This window comes from Methylobacterium mesophilicum SR1.6/6, assembly GCF_000364445.2.
Classification (GTDB): domain Bacteria; phylum Pseudomonadota; class Alphaproteobacteria; order Rhizobiales; family Beijerinckiaceae; genus Methylobacterium; species Methylobacterium mesophilicum_A.
Window position 1 is genome coordinate 4,087,443 of record NZ_CP043538.1, and the last position, 16,210, is coordinate 4,103,652.

The 16,210-nt window shown below is 70.2% G+C and carries 15 protein-coding genes; 7 read left to right on the plus strand and 8 right to left on the minus strand.

Annotated elements, in window-relative coordinates; translation table 11 throughout:
* Nucleotides 1-10 precede the first annotated feature (10 nt).
* Genes egtB through MMSR116_RS19605 form a run of 3 tightly spaced genes read left to right on the plus strand, consistent with a single transcriptional unit; the run spans nucleotide 11 to nucleotide 3,379 of the window.
* Entirely contained in the window at nucleotides 11-1,279 is a 1,269-nt protein-coding gene (gene egtB, locus MMSR116_RS19595) for an ergothioneine biosynthesis protein EgtB (protein WP_010685866.1), read from the plus strand.
* 19 nt (nucleotides 1,280-1,298) lie between these two features.
* Nucleotides 1,299-2,273 (plus strand): L-histidine N(alpha)-methyltransferase, encoded by a 975-nt coding sequence (gene egtD, locus MMSR116_RS19600; RefSeq protein WP_010685865.1) that lies wholly within the window; start codon nucleotides 1,299-1,301, stop codon nucleotides 2,271-2,273.
* Nucleotides 2,274-2,314: 41 nt separating this feature from the next.
* Nucleotides 2,315-3,379 (plus strand): adenylate/guanylate cyclase domain-containing protein, encoded by a 1,065-nt coding sequence (locus MMSR116_RS19605; protein WP_010685864.1) that lies wholly within the window; start codon nucleotides 2,315-2,317, stop codon nucleotides 3,377-3,379.
* On the opposite strand, the gene MMSR116_RS19610 is transcribed toward MMSR116_RS19605, so the two are convergent.
* The 5 genes from MMSR116_RS19610 to MMSR116_RS19630 all read right to left on the minus strand — a co-directional run bounded on the left by MMSR116_RS19610 (nucleotide 3,380) and on the right by MMSR116_RS19630 (nucleotide 8,769).
* Complete coding sequence (locus MMSR116_RS19610) at nucleotides 3,380-4,696, minus strand: flavin monoamine oxidase family protein (RefSeq protein ID WP_010685863.1); 1,317 nt, start codon at nucleotides 4,694-4,696, stop codon at nucleotides 3,380-3,382.
* A gap of 253 nt (nucleotides 4,697-4,949) precedes the next feature.
* Nucleotides 4,950-5,234: a hypothetical protein gene (locus MMSR116_RS19615; protein ID WP_010685862.1), complete on the minus strand. Its 285-nt coding sequence runs from the start codon at nucleotides 5,232-5,234 to the stop codon at nucleotides 4,950-4,952.
* 91 nt (nucleotides 5,235-5,325) lie between these two features.
* Complete coding sequence (clpA, locus tag MMSR116_RS19620) at nucleotides 5,326-7,809, minus strand: ATP-dependent Clp protease ATP-binding subunit ClpA (RefSeq protein WP_010685861.1); 2,484 nt, start codon at nucleotides 7,807-7,809, stop codon at nucleotides 5,326-5,328.
* 37 nt (nucleotides 7,810-7,846) lie between these two features.
* Complete coding sequence (gene clpS, locus MMSR116_RS19625) at nucleotides 7,847-8,233, minus strand: ATP-dependent Clp protease adapter ClpS (protein ID WP_010685860.1); 387 nt, start codon at nucleotides 8,231-8,233, stop codon at nucleotides 7,847-7,849.
* Nucleotides 8,234-8,442: 209 nt separating this feature from the next.
* The gene (locus tag MMSR116_RS19630; RefSeq protein WP_010685859.1) at nucleotides 8,443-8,769 is read right to left on the minus strand and encodes a phasin family protein; all 327 of its coding nucleotides are present in this window, start codon (nucleotides 8,767-8,769) and stop codon (nucleotides 8,443-8,445) included.
* 294 nt (nucleotides 8,770-9,063) lie between these two features.
* On the opposite strand from MMSR116_RS19630, the gene MMSR116_RS19635 reads away from it, so the two are divergent.
* Complete coding sequence (locus MMSR116_RS19635; protein ID WP_010685858.1) at nucleotides 9,064-10,533, plus strand: D-alanyl-D-alanine carboxypeptidase; 1,470 nt, start codon at nucleotides 9,064-9,066, stop codon at nucleotides 10,531-10,533.
* A 103-nt stretch (nucleotides 10,534-10,636) separates the two neighbouring features.
* Here the strand turns inward: MMSR116_RS19635 and MMSR116_RS19640 are convergent, their stop codons facing one another.
* Genes MMSR116_RS19640 through MMSR116_RS19650 form a run of 3 tightly spaced genes read right to left on the minus strand, consistent with a single transcriptional unit; the run spans nucleotide 10,637 to nucleotide 12,773 of the window.
* Nucleotides 10,637-11,389, minus strand: coding sequence for a DnaJ domain-containing protein (locus MMSR116_RS19640; RefSeq protein WP_010685857.1), 753 nt, complete (start codon nucleotides 11,387-11,389; stop codon nucleotides 10,637-10,639).
* A 2-nt stretch (nucleotides 11,390-11,391) separates the two neighbouring features.
* A complete protein-coding gene (locus MMSR116_RS19645) occupies nucleotides 11,392-11,646 on the minus strand; it encodes a hypothetical protein (protein WP_010685856.1) in 255 nt (84 codons plus the stop codon).
* A complete protein-coding gene (locus MMSR116_RS19650) occupies nucleotides 11,643-12,773 on the minus strand; it encodes a S1C family serine protease (RefSeq protein ID WP_010685855.1) in 1,131 nt (376 codons plus the stop codon). Before MMSR116_RS19650 ends, MMSR116_RS19645 begins: the two co-directional genes overlap by 4 nt.
* 405 nt (nucleotides 12,774-13,178) lie before the next feature.
* Here MMSR116_RS19650 and MMSR116_RS19655 point away from each other — a divergent pair, with 405 nt between their 5' ends.
* The 3 genes from MMSR116_RS19655 (at nucleotide 13,179) to murG (ending at nucleotide 16,192) form a co-directional block, all read left to right on the plus strand.
* Complete coding sequence (locus MMSR116_RS19655) at nucleotides 13,179-13,394, plus strand: hypothetical protein (RefSeq protein WP_010685854.1); 216 nt, start codon at nucleotides 13,179-13,181, stop codon at nucleotides 13,392-13,394.
* Nucleotides 13,395-13,919: 525 nt separating this feature from the next.
* Nucleotides 13,920-15,086 carry an FtsW/RodA/SpoVE family cell cycle protein gene (locus MMSR116_RS19660; RefSeq protein ID WP_010685853.1) on the plus strand — a complete coding sequence of 389 codons (1,167 nt, stop codon included), beginning with the start codon at nucleotides 13,920-13,922 and terminating at the stop codon, nucleotides 15,084-15,086.
* Nucleotides 15,083-16,192, plus strand: coding sequence for an undecaprenyldiphospho-muramoylpentapeptide beta-N-acetylglucosaminyltransferase (gene murG / locus MMSR116_RS19665; RefSeq protein WP_010685852.1), 1,110 nt, complete (start codon nucleotides 15,083-15,085; stop codon nucleotides 16,190-16,192). The genes MMSR116_RS19660 and murG overlap by 4 nt, the downstream gene beginning before the upstream one ends.
* Nucleotides 16,193-16,210: the final 18 nt, after the last annotated feature.

A 16,210-nucleotide genomic window follows, 5' to 3' on the forward strand; every position in this document is an offset into this window, starting at 1 on the left:
GATGAATCTCATGGCAGCGACGGCCGCACTGCGCCCGGAGGAAGGGTGCGAGCAGGAGGCGCCAGCCTTCCCGCCCCCCGCGGTGTCGGCCCGCCCGATCGACCGGACTGCCTGGATCGCCGCCTTCCGACAGGTGCGCGGCGAGACCGAGCGCCGCGCTGCACCGCTTTCCGCGGAGGACCAGCAGGTCCAGTCCATGGCAGATGCGAGCCCGACCAAGTGGCACCGGGCGCATGTGACGTGGTTCTTCGAGCAATTCCTGCTCCGCGAGCATCTGCCAGGCTACGCGATCTACGACGAGCGGCTGCACTACCTGTTCAACTCGTACTATGTGGCCGCCGGCCCGCGGCAACCGCGCATCCAGCGGGGCCTGATCACGCGCCCGACCATGGCGGAGGTCACCGCCTACCGCGCGCATGTGGACCGGGCGGTGGAGACCCTGCTCGGTCAGGCGTCCGACGGGGCGCTGGAGGCGGTGCTGCCGATCCTGGAAATCGGGCTCTACCACGAGCAGCAGCACCAGGAACTTCTCCTCACCGATATCCTGCACGCCTTCGCGCAGAACCCGCTGAATCCCGCCTACGATTCCGCGTGGCGTTTCCCGGCACTGGAGGCTCTCTCCGGCCAGCGTCGCCTCGACCGGGCCATCGCGTGGATCGGGCACGACGGGGAGGGCTTCTCGTTCGACAACGAGTCGCCCCGCCACGAGGCTCTCATCCCGGCCGGACGGATCGACCGGGCGCTGGTGACCAACCGGCAGTGGCTCGCCTTCATGGAGGACGGCGGCTATGCCAAGGCCGAGTTGTGGCTGTCCGACGGCTGGTATGCCGGCCCCGGCGAGGGCTGGGAGGCGCCCGGCTACTGGCGCCGGTCCGACGGCGGCTGGGCGACCATGACGCTGGGCGGCCTGCGCCCCGTGGACCTCGACGCCCCGGTCACGCATGTCAGCTACTACGAGGCCGATGCGTTTGCCCGCTGGTCGGGACGCTTCCTGCCGACTGAGTTCGAGTGGGAGGTCGCGGCCCGGGACGGCCAGCTGCCCGACGCCTTCGGACTCGTGTGGCAATGGACCCGCAGCGCCTACCTGCCGTATCCCGGCTACCGGCCGCTGCCGGGGGCCCTCGGCGAGTACAACGGCAAGTTTATGGCCAACCAGTTCGTGCTGCGCGGCTCGTCGGTCGCGACGCCCGCGGGCCATGCCCGGCTGCCCTACCGCAACTTCTTCTATCCGCACCAGCGCTGGCAGTTCACGGGCCTGCGTCTGGCCGACGCCGCCTGACGCGCCCCCGGAGGCCTCCTTGACCATCAAGCCCGCATTCCCCGACGCGACCCCGATCGCGCTGGAAACGGCCGAACTCGCCTTCCTGGCCGATGTCCGGGAGGGCCTGTCCCGGCCGCAGAAGGCGCTCTCGCCCAAGTACTTCTACGACACCGCCGGCTCGGACCTGTTCGAGGCCATAACCCGCCTGCCGGAATACTACCCGACCCGCACCGAGATCGGCATCCTGGACCGGATCGGTCCGGAGATCGCGGCGCTGCTGCCGGCTCAGGCGGCCCTGGTGGAATTCGGCAGCGGCTCGACCGTGAAGCTCCGCTGCCTGCTCCGGCACCTCGACACGCTCGCCGCCTATGTTCCGGTGGACGTCTCCGGCGAGTTCCTGCGCGCGCAGGCGGACGTTCTCAGCGCCGACTTCCCGCACCTGCGCGTGGAGCCGGTGGCGGCGGATTTCACCCGGGACTTCGTGCTGCCGGAGAGCCTGGACGGACTGCCGCGGGCGGGCTTCTTCCCGGGCTCGACGATCGGCAACTTCGAGCCGTCCGAGGCCGAGGACTTGTTGCGCCGCTTCGGCCGGATCCTGGGGCAGGGCGCCCACATGATCGTGGGCGTCGACCTCGTGAAGGACTCTGCGACCCTTGAGACGGCCTACGACGATGCCGCGGGTGTGACGGCGGCGTTCAATCGCAACCTCCTGACCCGGATCAACCGGGAACTCGCCGGGCGCTTCAACCTCGATGCCTTCGCTCACCGCGCCGTGTTCAACCCGCAGGCATCGCGGATCGAGATGCATCTCGTCGCCCGGGACGCGCAGGCGGTGCGCGTCGGTTCCGACACCTTCACCTTCGCGGCGGGCGAGACGATCCACACGGAGAGCAGCTACAAATATACGCCGACGACCTTCCGGGAATTGGCGGAACGGGCCGGCTGGACATGGCTTACCGTGTGGACTGATCCGGACGCGCTGTTCTCGGTCCACGCCCTGCGGCTGGACTGAGGAGCGCCGGCGACCGGGGGGCCGCCACAGAGGACGCGTCGATGCGTTTCAGGCCCCCATGGTTCTTTCTCGTCGCGCCGACGCTCGGTGCCCTGGCCGGCCTGATGTACGGAGCGATCTTCGAGGTCGGTCCGCTCACGGGCGCGGCGATCCGTGGCGCCATCATCGGCACGCCGATCATGCTCTACGAGCGCCGTCTCCTGCTCCCACGCCTGCGGGAGCGGATCCGAGGCCTTGCGACGCCGCTGTTCCTGCTCGCCACCGTGGCGATCTACATCGCGATGATCGTCATCGGCAACGCGGTCGCCAGCACCATCCTGAACCGCCTGTTCCGCTTCATGTACAGCGAGCGCAACGCGATGCTGATGACGGATACGGGTCTGCTCTACGCGCTCGGCATCTCGGCCATCGTGGTTTTCGTTTTCCGCGTCCGCGACCTGATCGGACCGGGCGTGTTCGCCAACCTGCTGATCGGCCGCTACCACCGGCCGATCAGCGAGGAGCGTATCTTCCTCTTCCTCGACGTCACCGGCTCGACCCGCTTCGCCGACCGGTACGGCGACCGCGCTGCCCAGGCCTATCTCGGGCAGGTCTTCAACGCCCTGGCCCTACCGGTCTCCCGCACGCGCGGCTCCATCGACGACTATATCGGCGACCTCGCGCTGGTGACCTGGACGATGGAGCGGGGCCTGCGCGACGCGGCGTGCCTGCGCTGCGTCTTCGATTTCGCCGCGCGGCTCAACGCCGAGGCGGAGAGTTGGCGCAGCCGCTTCGGGCAGGTGCCGGAATTCCGCGCCGCGCTCCATTGCGGCCCGGTCGTCACCGCCGAGATCGGACTGGAACGCCACAAGATCGCGTATTTCGGCGACGTCGTGAACACCACGGCACGGTTGGAGACGCTGTCCAAGTCGCTGGGCGTCCACGTCCTCGTCTCGGCCGATCTCCTCGACCGGATCGGACAGCTGCCGGACGACCTCGAGGCGGAGGATCTCGGCGCCCATACCCTGCGCGGGCGGGAGGAAGCCCTGGTGGTGGCCGCGGTTCGGCATCGAACGCCCGTTCCGTTTCCGGCGGCAGCGCCGCGCCGGGCGGCCGTGACGGGCTGATCAGGCGCCCAACACCTTCAGCACGTCGCGGGCGGCCCGGCCGCCGTCGAGGGTCGCGCCGCCGACCGTCATGGCGCCGCCGCCGGCCAGCGCCTCCCCGGCGAAGAACACCCGTCCGCCTACCGGTTCGCGCAGCCGGTCGCGGGCGTCGGCGTGGCCCGGCACGACGATCGAGTAGGACCCGCGGGCCTGCGGATCCGTCCACCAGCCGGCGAGCCGACCGGCCAGCACGACGCCCCGGGCCTTGTCGCCCAGGATCGCGCCGAGTCGTTCGGTGGCGAGTGCCACCGCCGCAGCTTCTCCGGCGCGGCAGAGGTCGCGGGCGAGATCGCCGCCGAGATTGGCGACTGCCAGCGGGCGGCCGAACGGAGCCATCTCGAGGTAGAGGGTCGGTCCGCCGGCCGCGACCGAGACCGCGTCGCCCAGGGCCGCCGGGTCGATCTTCGCCGGGTCGAGGCTAAGTCCGATCTTCGTGTAGGCACCCATGCGCAGCCCATCCAGCGCAGCCCGCGCGGAGTCCGGGAGGCCCGGCGTGAACCGGATCGCGCCCTCCCTCAGGACGCCGACCGGGACCGTGACGATGACGGCCGCCGCCGTCAGGGTGCCGCGCGCCGTCTCGACCCGCACATCCCGTTCGGACCAGTCGATCGCCCGGACGGCGCAGCCGAGGCTTACCGGCACGTCGGAGAAGTGCCGCGCGACGAGGTCGCCGTAGCCGTCGACCCACAGGTCGCTGCCAGACCAGAGGCGATCGTAATCGACCGCCGAGACGCGCTCCGGATCTTCGCCCAGCGACAGCCGGCTCAAGCCCGCGGCGGCCTGTTCAGCATCGGGGCCGCCGGCGCGGGCTGCCTCCGCCAGCGACGGGTCGCCCTTGCCCTTCGGGTCCAGCAGGGCATCGAGGCCGGAGAAGCCGGCGCGCCGCTTGGCCTTCTCGGCGTCGGTGGCCGGCCGCCCGTCGATCGTGAGGCTGCGCGCCCAGCCGTCCTCGCGGGCAAAGCGGACCGCTGCCTGCCGGGCGATCGGCGCCCAGGGATTGTGCTCGGCCCAGTGAATATACTCGGCGCCCGCATCGAAGGGGCAGTCGGGACCGAGCGCCCTGTCGGTGAAGGCGCGACCGCCGATCCGGTCCCGAGCCTCGACCAGCGTGAAGTTCTGTCCGGCCGCACGCAGGGCGGAGGCGGCCGCGAGGCCGGCCGCACCGGCGCCGACGATCACCACCGGGCCGCCGCGCGCAGCCGCGCGCAGGGCCGGGGCCGCCAGCACCGCAGATGCGAGGATCGAGCGTCGGGTCGGTCTCAGTCGAGCCGGGTTCATGGCGCCTCCGCCCGGACAGGTCCCGGAGCCCGCGGACCACGGTAAACGACGGGACAACCTCGGACCGGCTGTCCCGCTCACACCTTCGTCCTGAGATGCCGCGCGATCGGAGATCGCGGGGTCTCGACGGAGCCGTCCGGGGAGCGCGCGGCCCGGCCCCTCGTTGAAGGCGGCTACGCCCCGTCTCGGAATGAGGGCGTGGGTCGGAGGGGCCACGTCAGACAGGTCTGAGGCCGCCTTTCGAGACGATCCTCTAGCCGCGCCCGGCCGGGTTGCTCGAACGCTTCTCCATCATCGCCTTGACCTGCATCAGCTGGTCCCAGACCTGTCCCGGCGACGTCCCGAAGAAGCTGAAGCCCGCGTTGACGCCCCAGTAGACGCCGAAACAGATCAGCGGCACCAGAAACCAGGAGAGGACCTCCTCGCCGCGCTTGCGCCGACGGCGGCGCTTGCGGCGCTCCTCGCGCCAGGTCGGCTTTTTCGGGGGCGCCGGCTGCGCGACGGGGGACAGGGGTCCCTCGTGCAAGTTGTCAGTCATCGGGCGCCTCCTCGCCGCGGCGCATTCGCGTCGCGGCGGTCATAGACCGGCGGATCCTGGTCCGGAAGGCCGCCGGCCGGCGTGCACACCATTAGGCGCGCACGAGTGGCACCTTCGGCACGGTCTTGACGCCGCCGGAGCCGCCCCCGCCCTTGTTGTCCTTCGGCGTCTTCTTCCGTGACGCGGTGCGGGGCTTGGTGCGCTTGTGGCGCTTGGCGGCGTTGGTCACATCCTTCTCGGGCTTGGGCGTGACCGGACCGGCCGGAAAGTCGAAGCCCAGGCTGTCCTTGGCGCCGGCCTTGGCCTCAGCGTCCTCCGGCTTGCGCACCACCACGCGAACCGCGCCGCCGTCCTTCAGCTTGCCGAACAGCACCTCGTCGGCGAGCGGAGTCTTGATGGTCGACTGGATCAGCCGGGCCATCGGGCGCGCGCCCATCGCGTCATCGTAGCCGTGCTCCACCAGCCAGTCCCGTGCCTCGTCCGAGAGCTCGATGGTGACGTTGCGATCGGCGAGCTGCGCCTCGAGCTGGAGGACGAACTTGTCGACCACCTTGGCGACCACATCCTTCGGCAGGTGCCCGAACGAGATGATCGCGTCGAGACGGTTGCGGAATTCCGGCGCGAACAGCTTGTTGATCGCCTCCACGTCGTCGCCCGTGCGCTTCGATTGGGTGAAGCCGTAGGCCGACTTGGCCAGGTCCGAGGCGCCCGCATTGGTGGTCATGATGATGATGACGTTGCGGAAATCGACCTGCTTGCCGTTGTGATCGGTCAGCTTCCCGTGGTCCATCACCTGCAGCAGGATGTTGAACAGGTCCGGATGCGCCTTCTCGATCTCGTCGAGGAGGAGCACGCAGTGCGGGTGCTGGTCGATCCCGTCGGTGAGCAGGCCGCCCTGGTCGAAGCCCACGTAGCCGGGGGGCGCGCCGATCAGGCGGCTCACCGTGTGGCGCTCCATGTATTCCGACATGTCGAAGCGCAGCATCTCGACGCCGAGCGAGGCGGCGAGCTGCTTGGCGGCCTCGGTCTTGCCGACGCCGGTCGGGCCCGCGAACAGGTACGAGCCGATCGGCTTGTCCGGGTCGCGCAGGCCGGCGCGGGCCAGCTTGATCGCCGAGGTCAGGGCCTCGATCGCGTTCGGCTGGCCGTAGACCACGCGCTTCAAGTTCTCGGTCAGGTGCTGGAGCACCACCGCGTCGTCCTTGGAGACGGTCTTCGGCGGGATCCGGGCCATCGTGGCGATGGTCGCCTCGATCTCCTTGATGCCGATGGTGCGCTTGCGGCGCGCCTCGGGCACCAGCATCTGCGAGGCGCCGGTCTCGTCGATCACGTCGATCGCCTTGTCGGGCAGCTTGCGGTCGTTGATGTAGCGCGCCGACAGCTCCACCGCGGCCTTCACGGCCTCGGTCGTGTACTTGAGCTTGTGGAACTCCTCGAAATACGGACGCAGGCCCTTCACGATCTCGATCGTATCGGGGATCGACGGCTCGTTGACGTCGATCTTCTGGAACCGGCGCACCAGGGCGCGGTCCTTCTCGAAGTACTGGCGGTACTCCTTGTAGGTGGTCGAGCCGATGCAGCGCAGCGTGCCGGAGGCCAAAGCAGGCTTGAGAAGGTTCGACGCGTCCATGGCGCCGCCCGAGGTCGCACCGGCGCCGATCACCGTGTGGATCTCGTCGATGAACATGATGGCGTTCGGGTGCGCCTCGATCTCCTTCATCACCTGCTTCAGGCGCTCCTCGAAGTCGCCCCGGTAGCGGGTGCCGGCGAGCAGCGTGCCCATGTCGAGCGAGAAGACCGTCGCGTCGGCCAGAACCTCCGGCACCTCGTGCTGGATGATCTTGCGCGCCAGCCCTTCCGCGATCGCGGTCTTGCCGACGCCGGGATCGCCGACCAGAAGCGGGTTGTTCTTCTGCCGGCGGCAGAGCACCTGGATGGTGCGCTGGACCTCGGTCTCGCGGCCGATCAGCGGGTCGATCTTGCCGTCGCGCGCCTTCTTGTTGAGGTTGACGCAGTAGGCGTCGAGTGCGTCGCCCTTCTTCTTGGCGCCGCCGCGGGGATCGCCCTCGTCGCTCGGCCGCTCGGAGGCGCCTTCGTCCTCGGCGCCGCGCACCGGCTTCGACTCGGAGGCGCCGGGCCGCTTGGCGATGCCGTGGCTGATGTAGTTGACCGCGTCGTAGCGGGTCATGTCCTGCTCCTGCAGGAAGTAGGCGGCGTGGCTCTCGCGCTCGGCGAAGATCGCCACCAGCACGTTCGCCCCCGTCACCTCCTCGCGACCCGAGGACTGGACATGGATCACGGCCCGCTGAATCACGCGCTGGAACCCGGCCGTGGGCTTGGCGTCCTGCCGGCCGTCGCCGGTGAGGTTGGAGAGTTCGGTGTCGACGTAGTCGACGAGGCTGCGCTTGAGCGTGTCGATCTCGACGTTGCAGGCGCGCATGACCGCGGCCGCGTCCTGGTCGTCCACGAGGGCGAGCAGGAGATGCTCCAGCGTCGCGTATTCGTGACGGCGCTCCCCGGCGAGCGCCAGAGCGCGGTGGAGGGCTTGTTCTAGGCTGCGTGAGAAGCTTGGCAAAGCTGGCCTCTGTGTGGGTGCCTACCGCGAGCGGCGCCTATTTCTTTTCCATAACGCACTGGAGAGGATGTTGGTGTTTGCGCGCGAAGTCCATGACCTGCGTCACCTTGGTCTCCGCCACCTCGTAGGTGAAGACCCCGCACTCTCCGACCCCGTTCTGATGCACGTGCATCATGATGTGATAGGCGTCCTCGTGGCTCTTATTGAAGAACCGCTCGACCACCAGCACCACGAACTCCATCGGCGTGTAGTCGTCGTTGAGGAGGAGCACCCGGTAGAGACTCGGCCGCTTGGTGCGGGGCTTCGTGCGGGTGATGATCGCGGTGTTGGACCGGTCGTCGCCTCCCGGGGCGCGCGAGCCGGACGCCGTGATCGCGCTGCGCGCCGGCCGGAGAACCCTCGTCGAAATCGCGGTGCCCTGCATGGGGACCTGTATCATGTGCGTCGAACCGATCCCTCGATTGGAGCGGGCGTCGCCGACCCTAGCGGGCGAACCTGTCCTGGCCCTGCCGGGGGCAGCGCTCAGCTCCACGGTCATTAATCTACAGACGGTGAGCCGACTTCGCCAGACGCCTGTGCGCGTTTGTCCGCCCCGCGAAGCTTGCGTCCGGCGCAGGTCCGCCGACGCCCAGGTCAGGGTCGGTCGCCGCGCGACGCCACCGGATTCATGAGATCACCGGCCAGTGTCGCCACGAGGCTGTTGGCCGCCGTCGCGCGCGCAGTGAAACGCTCGCCGGCGCGGCTCAGATAGGCCGTCTGCACCGCGAGGACCTCGGCCGGGTTGCGAGCCGCAGCGAGGCGCTGCGCCGTAGCGGCCAGGTCGTCGAGCCCCTGCCTGGCGGAATCGAGCCACTCGATGCCGAGCGTCTGAGCCGTCCGGGTCGCGTGACCGAGTCGACGCAGCGCCAAGCGCGTCCCGGCGGAGGGCGGGAATGCGGGGAAGGCGCGATCGTTCGACATGGGCCGACCTCCAGGCCGCCGCCGGCCCTGAAGGCCATACTCGACCGGCACGGCCAGCGAATGCGGATCTGCGCCGACTTTGTGCGCCGCGTCAGCGAGCGTCAAGCCGGCGCGCCCGGGCGCCGATAAGTGGCCTCCCAAACGCAGGGATCCGGTACTCGAAGCGTCGGCATTAACGGGCCTGTAACTGCGCTTGCCTAACTCTCCGATGATGCAGCGGGGCCACGCGATCAAGGCGGGCTCACGCAGGGGACACGACCGGCGAGCGCCGGTTTCGCGAGGCAATCAGGCGTGATGCGTAGCGTAGTAGGCCGCTCCCGGACCATCCCCGCGCTGCCGGCCGCCCTCGCGGCCGCGGCGGTCCTGACGGCTCTCGCCTCGCCGGCGGAAGCCAGGCGCGGGCGGCATCACCATCACGTGCGCGCCGGCGGCGGCTACAACCCGCCCTACGCCGCCATGGTCGTCGACGTGAAGAGCGGCAAGACCCTGCACGCGGTGAACGAGGACGCCCTGCGCCACCCGGCCTCGATCACCAAGGTCATGACGCTCTACATGCTGTTCGAGCAGATGGAGCGCGGGAAGTTCGCCCTCGATTCCGACCTGACCATCTCGGCCCACGCCGCCGCGCAGGCACCCTCGAAGCTGGGTCTGCGCCCGGGTCAGACCATCTCGGTCGAGGACGCCATCAAGGCGATCGTGACGAAGTCGGCCAACGACGTGGCCTGCGCCATCGGCGAGAACATCGCCGGCTCCGAGGAGCGCTTCGCCGAGATGATGACCGCGAAGGCCCGCGCGCTCGGCATGAGCCGGACGCACTACGCCAACGCTTCGGGCCTGCCCGATCCTGACCAGATCACCACAGCCCGCGATCTGACCGTGCTGGCCCGGGCGATCCAGGACCGGTTCCCGCACTACTACCGCTACTTCCAGACCCGCTCCTTCGCCTTCCGCGGCCGGGTGATCGGCAACCACAACCACCTGCTGGGCAACGTCCAGGGCGTGGACGGGATCAAGACCGGCTACACCCGCGATTCCGGCTTCAACCTGATGACCGCCGCGAAGTCCGAGGGCCGCCAGATCGTGGCGATCGTGCTCGGCGGCAAGTCGGGCGCGAGCCGCGACCGGATCATGGCCGACCTCGTCCGCTCCAGCCTGCCGCGGGCCTATGCCGGCGCGCGGATCTCGGCGCCCGTCACCGAGGTGGCCGAGCGCGCCCGCCCGGCGGTGGTCGCCGACGCGGTCTCACGGACCCGCACGCAGGTCGCGTCCGCCGACGACGAGGATGTCGAGACCACCGGCACCACGGGCGAACCCCTCGATCTCGCGCCGTCCAAGACGACGACGCCGGGCGGCACCTGGAAGCCCGGCCCGCAGGGCATCCCGAAGGCCGCGCAGGCCTATGCCGGCGCCGGCAGTGCCCAGGCCCCGTTCCCGGGCGCGACCAAGTCGGCCGCCCGCGTGGCCTCGGTCGAACGCGACGAGCCGCCGAAGGCGGTCTCCGGCGCGCGCGTCGTCCCCACCGCCTGGGTGATCCAGCTCGGCGCCATGGACGACGAGACCAAGGCCCGCTCGATGCTCTCGGAGGCGCGCGCCAAGGTGGGCAGCACCCTCTCGAAGGCGGCCCCCTACACGGTGAAGGTCGAGCACGGCGGCACGACCCTGTTTCGCGCCCGCTTCTCGGGCTTCGCCGAGCAGGATTCTGCCCAGGAGGCCTGCTCGGCCCTGAAGCGCAGCGGCTTCAGCTGCTTCGCGACCCGGAGCTGAGCACCTCACGATGGTGCGACGCGCAGGCGCGTCGAAACGGTGATCCCGCGGGGTGTCCGCCCGCGGTCCAGCATCTGTAGATCTCTGACAACGCGCGTGGAGTTTAGCGATGTCGGTTCAGAAGCCTGTCCCGGGCCGCGTTGACACGCGCCGCCCGCTCGGCGCTTCCCCCCTGGTCGGGGTGGGCGCTCTTCATGAGAGACCGGTGGGCCGACCGGATCTGCTCAGCGGTCGCCCCGCGCTGAAGCCCCAGGATCTGGTACGCCTCCTCCTGCGTCATCGTCCCTGGGTTCGGCGGGCGGCGCGGCCGCGGGTCTCGATCGCGCTCAGCGTCTACACGCCAGCCGGGCGCCCGGCGGTCGAGATACGGCTCTAGCAGGGCCGCCCCGGCGGCGTCGCGCTGGCGGCAGAGCCGCAGCAGGTCGATCACCGCCTCCGCCGGCATGGCATCGAGCCGCGCGCCGGCGTCCGGCCCGGCCAAGACCCGGCCCGTGTACAGTGTGCCGTCCGGGTTCAGCTGCGCCTCCAGCAGCGCCGTCCGGACGCGATTTTCCGGCTGTCGCGCTCCGAAGGGGCGCTTCAGGAGGCGCGCGAGGCGCGCGGTCATCGATGCCTGCCCCTCGATCAGCCAGATCCCGCTGAGCCCGAGGAGCGCCGCGAGGACGAGGTTGCCGCGGAACAGGAGGAAGCCGGCTGCCAGGAGCGCGAAGGCGCCGAAGGCCGGCCAGCGGACGGGCCCGAGCACGGCGCCGGCCCCCTGACCGAGGGCGCGCTTGAGCCGTCGGCCGAGGCCGCCGCTGTTCTTCGACAGCCACCACAGCGTCAGGCAGGCGAGCAGGCCGGCAAACAGCGCCATCGCTAGCGCCGCACACCGAACTCGGACGTGACCCGGCCGCCGAACCGCAGCGTCGTCCCGTCCCCCAGGTCGTATTCACCCGAGCGCCGCTTCGGCTCGGCCCCGACAGGCCCAGCGCCGCAGCCGGGTTGCGGTGGCAGGCGCACGCCCTCAGGCAGGTCCTCCGGACAGAGCTTCGACCGCCGCGGCTGTTCCGCGGCCGAAACGGGACCGATTGCCGAGAGGGCGAGGAGCGCCGCGAGCGTGCGCGCGTTCATCGGCGGTTCTCCGCGACGTCGGCCGTCGTGAGCCGGACCTGCCGGACCCGGCCATCGCGTTCGACCTTGAGGGTTACGGCCGTGCCGAGTCCCGCTTCCTCGATGGCCGCCGTGAGGTCGGCCAGCCGGTGGACCGGGTGCCCGTTGGCCTCGACGATCACGTCGCCGATATCGCCGGTCTGCAGATCGACGCCGCGCAGGCCGGCCTGGGCCGCCGGGGATCCGGGCAGGACCCGCACGATCACCACGCCGTCGATCCCGAGACGCGCCGTGGCCGCCTCCTGGGCGGCGATGATCCCGATGCCGGGGTTGCGCACCCGGCCCACCCGGATCAGCTCCGGCACGACGCGGTTCACGACGTCGACGGGGATCGCGAAGCCGATCCCGGCGCTGGCGCCCGAAGGCGACACGATGGCGGTGTTGACGCCGATCAGCCGGCCGGCGGAATCGAGGAGCGGCCCCCCGGAATTGCCGGGATTGATCGCCGCATCCGTCTGGATGACGCCGGAGAGTTCGCGACCCTCGCTGGTCGGCATCCGCCGCCGCACAGCGCTGATCACACCGGTCGTCAGCGTGTGGTCGAGGCCGAACGGGTTGCCGATGGCGAAGGTCGACTGCCCGACCTTGAGGTCCGCCGAGGTGCCGATCGCCAGGGGCGGCGGCATCTGGGTCACCCGCCCGAGCCGCAGGACCGCGAGGTCGTAGGACGGCGCAAGGCCGACCAGGGTGGCCGAGACCACCGTGCCGTCGCTCAACCGGACCGACACGAAGCCGCCGCTCTGCGCGGCATTTTGCACCACATGCGTGTTGGTGACCACATGGCCGGCGCCGTCCCAGACGAAGCCGGTCCCGGTCTGCGTGCCGCCCTGCTCGCCGCCGCCCTCGTCGAGGTCGAGGAGGTCGCGGTTCTGCGCCGCACCCTGTGCGAACACGTGAACGACCGATGGGCTCGCCCGCTCGAACAGGGCAATCGTGGCCGTCTCGGACTGGGCGAGATCGCCCCGCGCCGTCACGGCCCGCGGCGCATCGGCCGAGTAGAGCAGCGGCTGCAGGTAGGGCTGGGCGACGTAGAGCGCCAGCAGGACCAGAACCGCGGCGAGCACGATGCGCACGGTGCGATCCGGCACGGGTGTCTCCGATACAGGGGCCCTCGCCGGGCGCGGGCCTTAAGTGCGCGTTCAGGATCGGGGCGTCAACAAGGATGCAGACCGCCGCCGACACACGCCACACGTGTTCTGGCACACACCGGAAGGCGGCCCTTACTGGCTAACGGAATGGTCATCATTCGAGAGCCACAATTCTCGCAAGTCGACATCAGGCAATCCGTGCTCAATAGAGATATGGAACAACTCACTGGCCCTCGTCTGGTGTCTCAGCACCGGGAGCCGGCTGCGTAATCCGCCAGAATTGATCGCAAAGCTGCCGCAGAGATGCTTGCTTTGACGCGCAGACCATCGATCCCCGCCGTCCGCAGGTACGGACGGGCGGCGGCGATCTGAACGGTCCAAAACGGTTCGGAAGGACGAGTACCCATGGAAACCGAAGCTCTGGAACGGCCCGCTGATCTGACGATCTGGCGCACGGCCCCGGCGAGCACCCCGCTCGCGCAGCCCGAGCGCTACCAGACCCTGCGCGAGGCCATCGCGGCCGCCGCTGGCGCCCTGGCCGATCCAGCCAAGCAGCCCTGGATCATCACCGAGGAAGGCGAGATCCTCTCGCCGAACTGGATCCGCACGTACCTGAACTGAAGAACGGGGATAGCGGGGAGGGCGGAACGAGCCCGTCCGGGCGGGCATGCGAGGCCGCGGCCGTCGCGAAGCCACGGTCCCTCAAGGCAATGTTCACCCCACGATCCCGGGGCCGCACGGTGGAACCCGGGATCCGCAATCGTTGTGGGTTGAGGGTCCGATTCGACAGCGGCTGCAGATCGGCTGCCACAGGCGTGTCTCTCGACGGGTCGGGCATCGCCGCCCACGCTGGCCCGCGATACCGGCCGCGTGACCGGGCTTGGCATCTCCGGCAGCCGAGCGACCCCGCGGGCGCGCGATCGTTCCCGACCCTGTCCCCGACGCGACGGGCCCCTCGGCCTCCGGACCTGCGCGAGACCGCTCCGCAGTCGACCGCTCTGCAGTTCTTCGGTGCCCGTGGTCGAAACCCGGCCCCTGATCGAGGGGCGTCGCCGCCGACCCTAAGGCTCCGTTTACCATTCCTGCACAGGATCCGGCCCGACCCGCGCGGATCGGCATCCGCGCGGCCTGGAGTCGTCGCCCGGCATGATGTCACGCGCGGAACGCACCCCCCTGACGGACTGGTGGTGGACGGTGGATCGCGGGCTGCTCGCGGCCCTGTTCGCGCTGATGATCGCGGGCCTCGTCTTCCTGATGGGCGGCGGTCCGCCGGTCGCCGAGCGGATCGGCCTGCCGACCTTCTATTTCCTGAACCGGCAGGCGATGTACCTCGCCCCGACCATCCTGCTGATCTGCGCGGTCTCGTTCCTGTCGCTGCGCGGCATCCGCCGGCTGGCGCTGATCACCTGGGTCTGCGGCGTCGTGCTGTGCCTGCTCGCCGGCAAGTTCGGCCCCGAGATCAAGGGCGCGCACCGCTGGATCCAGTTCGGCTCCTTCGGCCTCCAGCCGTCCGAGTTCGTCAAACCCGCCTTCGTGGTGGTGGCCGCCTGGGCCTTCTCGGAGGGCGCGCAGCGCCGTGACATGCCGGGCGGGATCCTGGCGCTGCTGCTCCTGCCGATCACCATCGTGCCGCTGCTGCTGCAGCCCGATTTCGGCCAGACCATGCTGATTACCATGGTGTGGTGCGCGCTGTTCTTCGTCGCCGGCCTCCACCTGATCTGGGTGGCGGTGCTCGGCGTGCTCGGCCTCGGGGGTGTGTTTGCGGCGTATCTGTTCTTCCATCACGTCCGCGAGCGCTTCAACAAGTTCCTCGACAAGGATTCGGGCGGCGGCTTCCAGGATTTCTGGTCGCGGGAATCGTTCCGGTCGGGCGGCTGGTTCGGCACCGGCCCGGGGGAGGGGGTGGCCAAGCGCCACCTGCCGGACGCGCACACGGACTTCATCTTCTCCGTCACCGGCGAGGAGTTCGGCGTGATCGTCTGCCTGTGCCTCGTGGCCCTGTTCGCCTACATCGTGCTGCGCGGCCTCAAGCTCGCACGGCGCACCGACGACACCTTCTCGCGCCTGGCGATCACCGGCCTGACCACGCTGTTCGGCCTCCAGGCCTGCATCAACATGGCGGTGAACACGCAACTCATGCCCGCCAAGGGCATGACGCTGCCCTTCGTCTCCTACGGCGGCTCGTCGCTGATCTCCCTGGCGCTCGGCACCGGCTTCCTCGTCGCCCTGACCCGCAAGCGTCCCCGCACCGTGATGCTCAGCCAGAAGCCCCCGGGCACCGCGCCCGCCACCGTCGCCGGGGTGATGCGGTGACGGTCTTCACCCCCACGATCCTGCTCTGCGCGGGCGGCACCGGCGGCCACCTGTTCCCGGCCGAGAGCCTCGCCCACGCGCTGCGCGCCCGCGGCATCCGGGTGGCGCTCGCCACCGACGCCCGGGTCGACGCGATCGCCGCCGAGTTCCCGGCCTCCGAGGTGGTGACCATCGCGTCGGCGACGCCGTCCGGCCGCTCGCCGCTGAAGCGGGCCGGCGCGGTGCTGACGCTCGGCCGCGGCTTCGGCGTGGCCGCCAAGGAGATCCGCCGGATCAACCCGGCCGCCATCGTGGGCTTCGGCGGCTACCCGACCGTGCCGCCGGTGCTCGCCGGTCAGATCCTGCGGGTTCCGACGATCCTGCACGAGCAGAACGCCGTGATGGGCCGGGCCAACGCCTTCCTGGCGCGGGGCGCCCGCACCATCGCGACGGGCTTCAAGGTCGTCCGCGGCGTGCCCGACAAGGCGCGCGCCCCCCGCATCCACACCGGCAACCCGCTCCGCCCCGCGGTGATCGAGGCGTCCAAGATTCCCTATCCGGCCTTCGGGGCGGATGCCGTCCTGCGCCTGCTGGTCTTCGGCGGCAGCCAGGGCGCCCGGGTCATGGGCGAGGTCGTCCCCGAGGCGATCGCGCGCCTGCCCGCCGTCCTGCGCGCCCGGCTGCACCTCGTCCAGCAGGTCCGCCCCGAGGACCTGACCGCGGTGCAGAACCGCTACCTTGCCATGGGGCTCGCCGGGATCGAGGCGGCGCCGTTCTTCAAAGACCTGCCGGCCCGCATGGCGGCGAGCCACCTCGTGGTCTCGCGCTCCGGCGCCTCGACGGTCTCGGAACTCGCGGCGATCGGCCGTCCCTCGATCCTCGTGCCGTTGCCCGGATCTCTCGATCAGGACCAGGCGGCGAACGCCGCGACCCTCGACGCCATCGGCGCGGCGCTGGCGGTGAAGCAGCCCGATTTCACGCCGGACCGCCTCGCCGCGGAACTCACCGCCTGCTTCGCGACGCCGGCAAAATTGACCGCGGCGGCCGATGCGGCCAGAAGCGCGGGCATCCACGACGCCGCCGAGCGGCTGGCCGAGGTCGTCGTCGAGACGGCTGCCCGCACCTGATTCTTGAGGGATTCCGCG

Coding starts and splice junctions, on each gene's coding strand:
- egtB (WP_010685866.1), top strand. CDS start 11: ATGGCAGCGACGGCCGCACTGCGCCCGGAGGAAGGGTGCGAGCAGGAG.
- MMSR116_RS19605 (WP_010685864.1), top strand. CDS start 2,315: ATGCGTTTCAGGCCCCCATGGTTCTTTCTCGTCGCGCCGACGCTCGGT.
- MMSR116_RS19610 (WP_010685863.1), bottom strand. CDS start 4,696: ATGAACCCGGCTCGACTGAGACCGACCCGACGCTCGATCCTCGCATCT.
- MMSR116_RS19615 (WP_010685862.1), bottom strand. CDS start 5,234: ATGACTGACAACTTGCACGAGGGACCCCTGTCCCCCGTCGCGCAGCCG.
- clpS (WP_010685860.1), bottom strand. CDS start 8,233: ATGCAGGGCACCGCGATTTCGACGAGGGTTCTCCGGCCGGCGCGCAGC.
- MMSR116_RS19630 (WP_010685859.1), bottom strand. CDS start 8,769: ATGTCGAACGATCGCGCCTTCCCCGCATTCCCGCCCTCCGCCGGGACG.
- MMSR116_RS19635 (WP_010685858.1), top strand. CDS start 9,064: ATGCGTAGCGTAGTAGGCCGCTCCCGGACCATCCCCGCGCTGCCGGCC.
- MMSR116_RS19640 (WP_010685857.1), bottom strand. CDS start 11,389: ATGGCGCTGTTTGCCGGCCTGCTCGCCTGCCTGACGCTGTGGTGGCTG.
- MMSR116_RS19645 (WP_010685856.1), bottom strand. CDS start 11,646: ATGAACGCGCGCACGCTCGCGGCGCTCCTCGCCCTCTCGGCAATCGGT.
- MMSR116_RS19655 (WP_010685854.1), top strand. CDS start 13,179: ATGGAAACCGAAGCTCTGGAACGGCCCGCTGATCTGACGATCTGGCGC.
- MMSR116_RS19660 (WP_010685853.1), top strand. CDS start 13,920: ATGATGTCACGCGCGGAACGCACCCCCCTGACGGACTGGTGGTGGACG.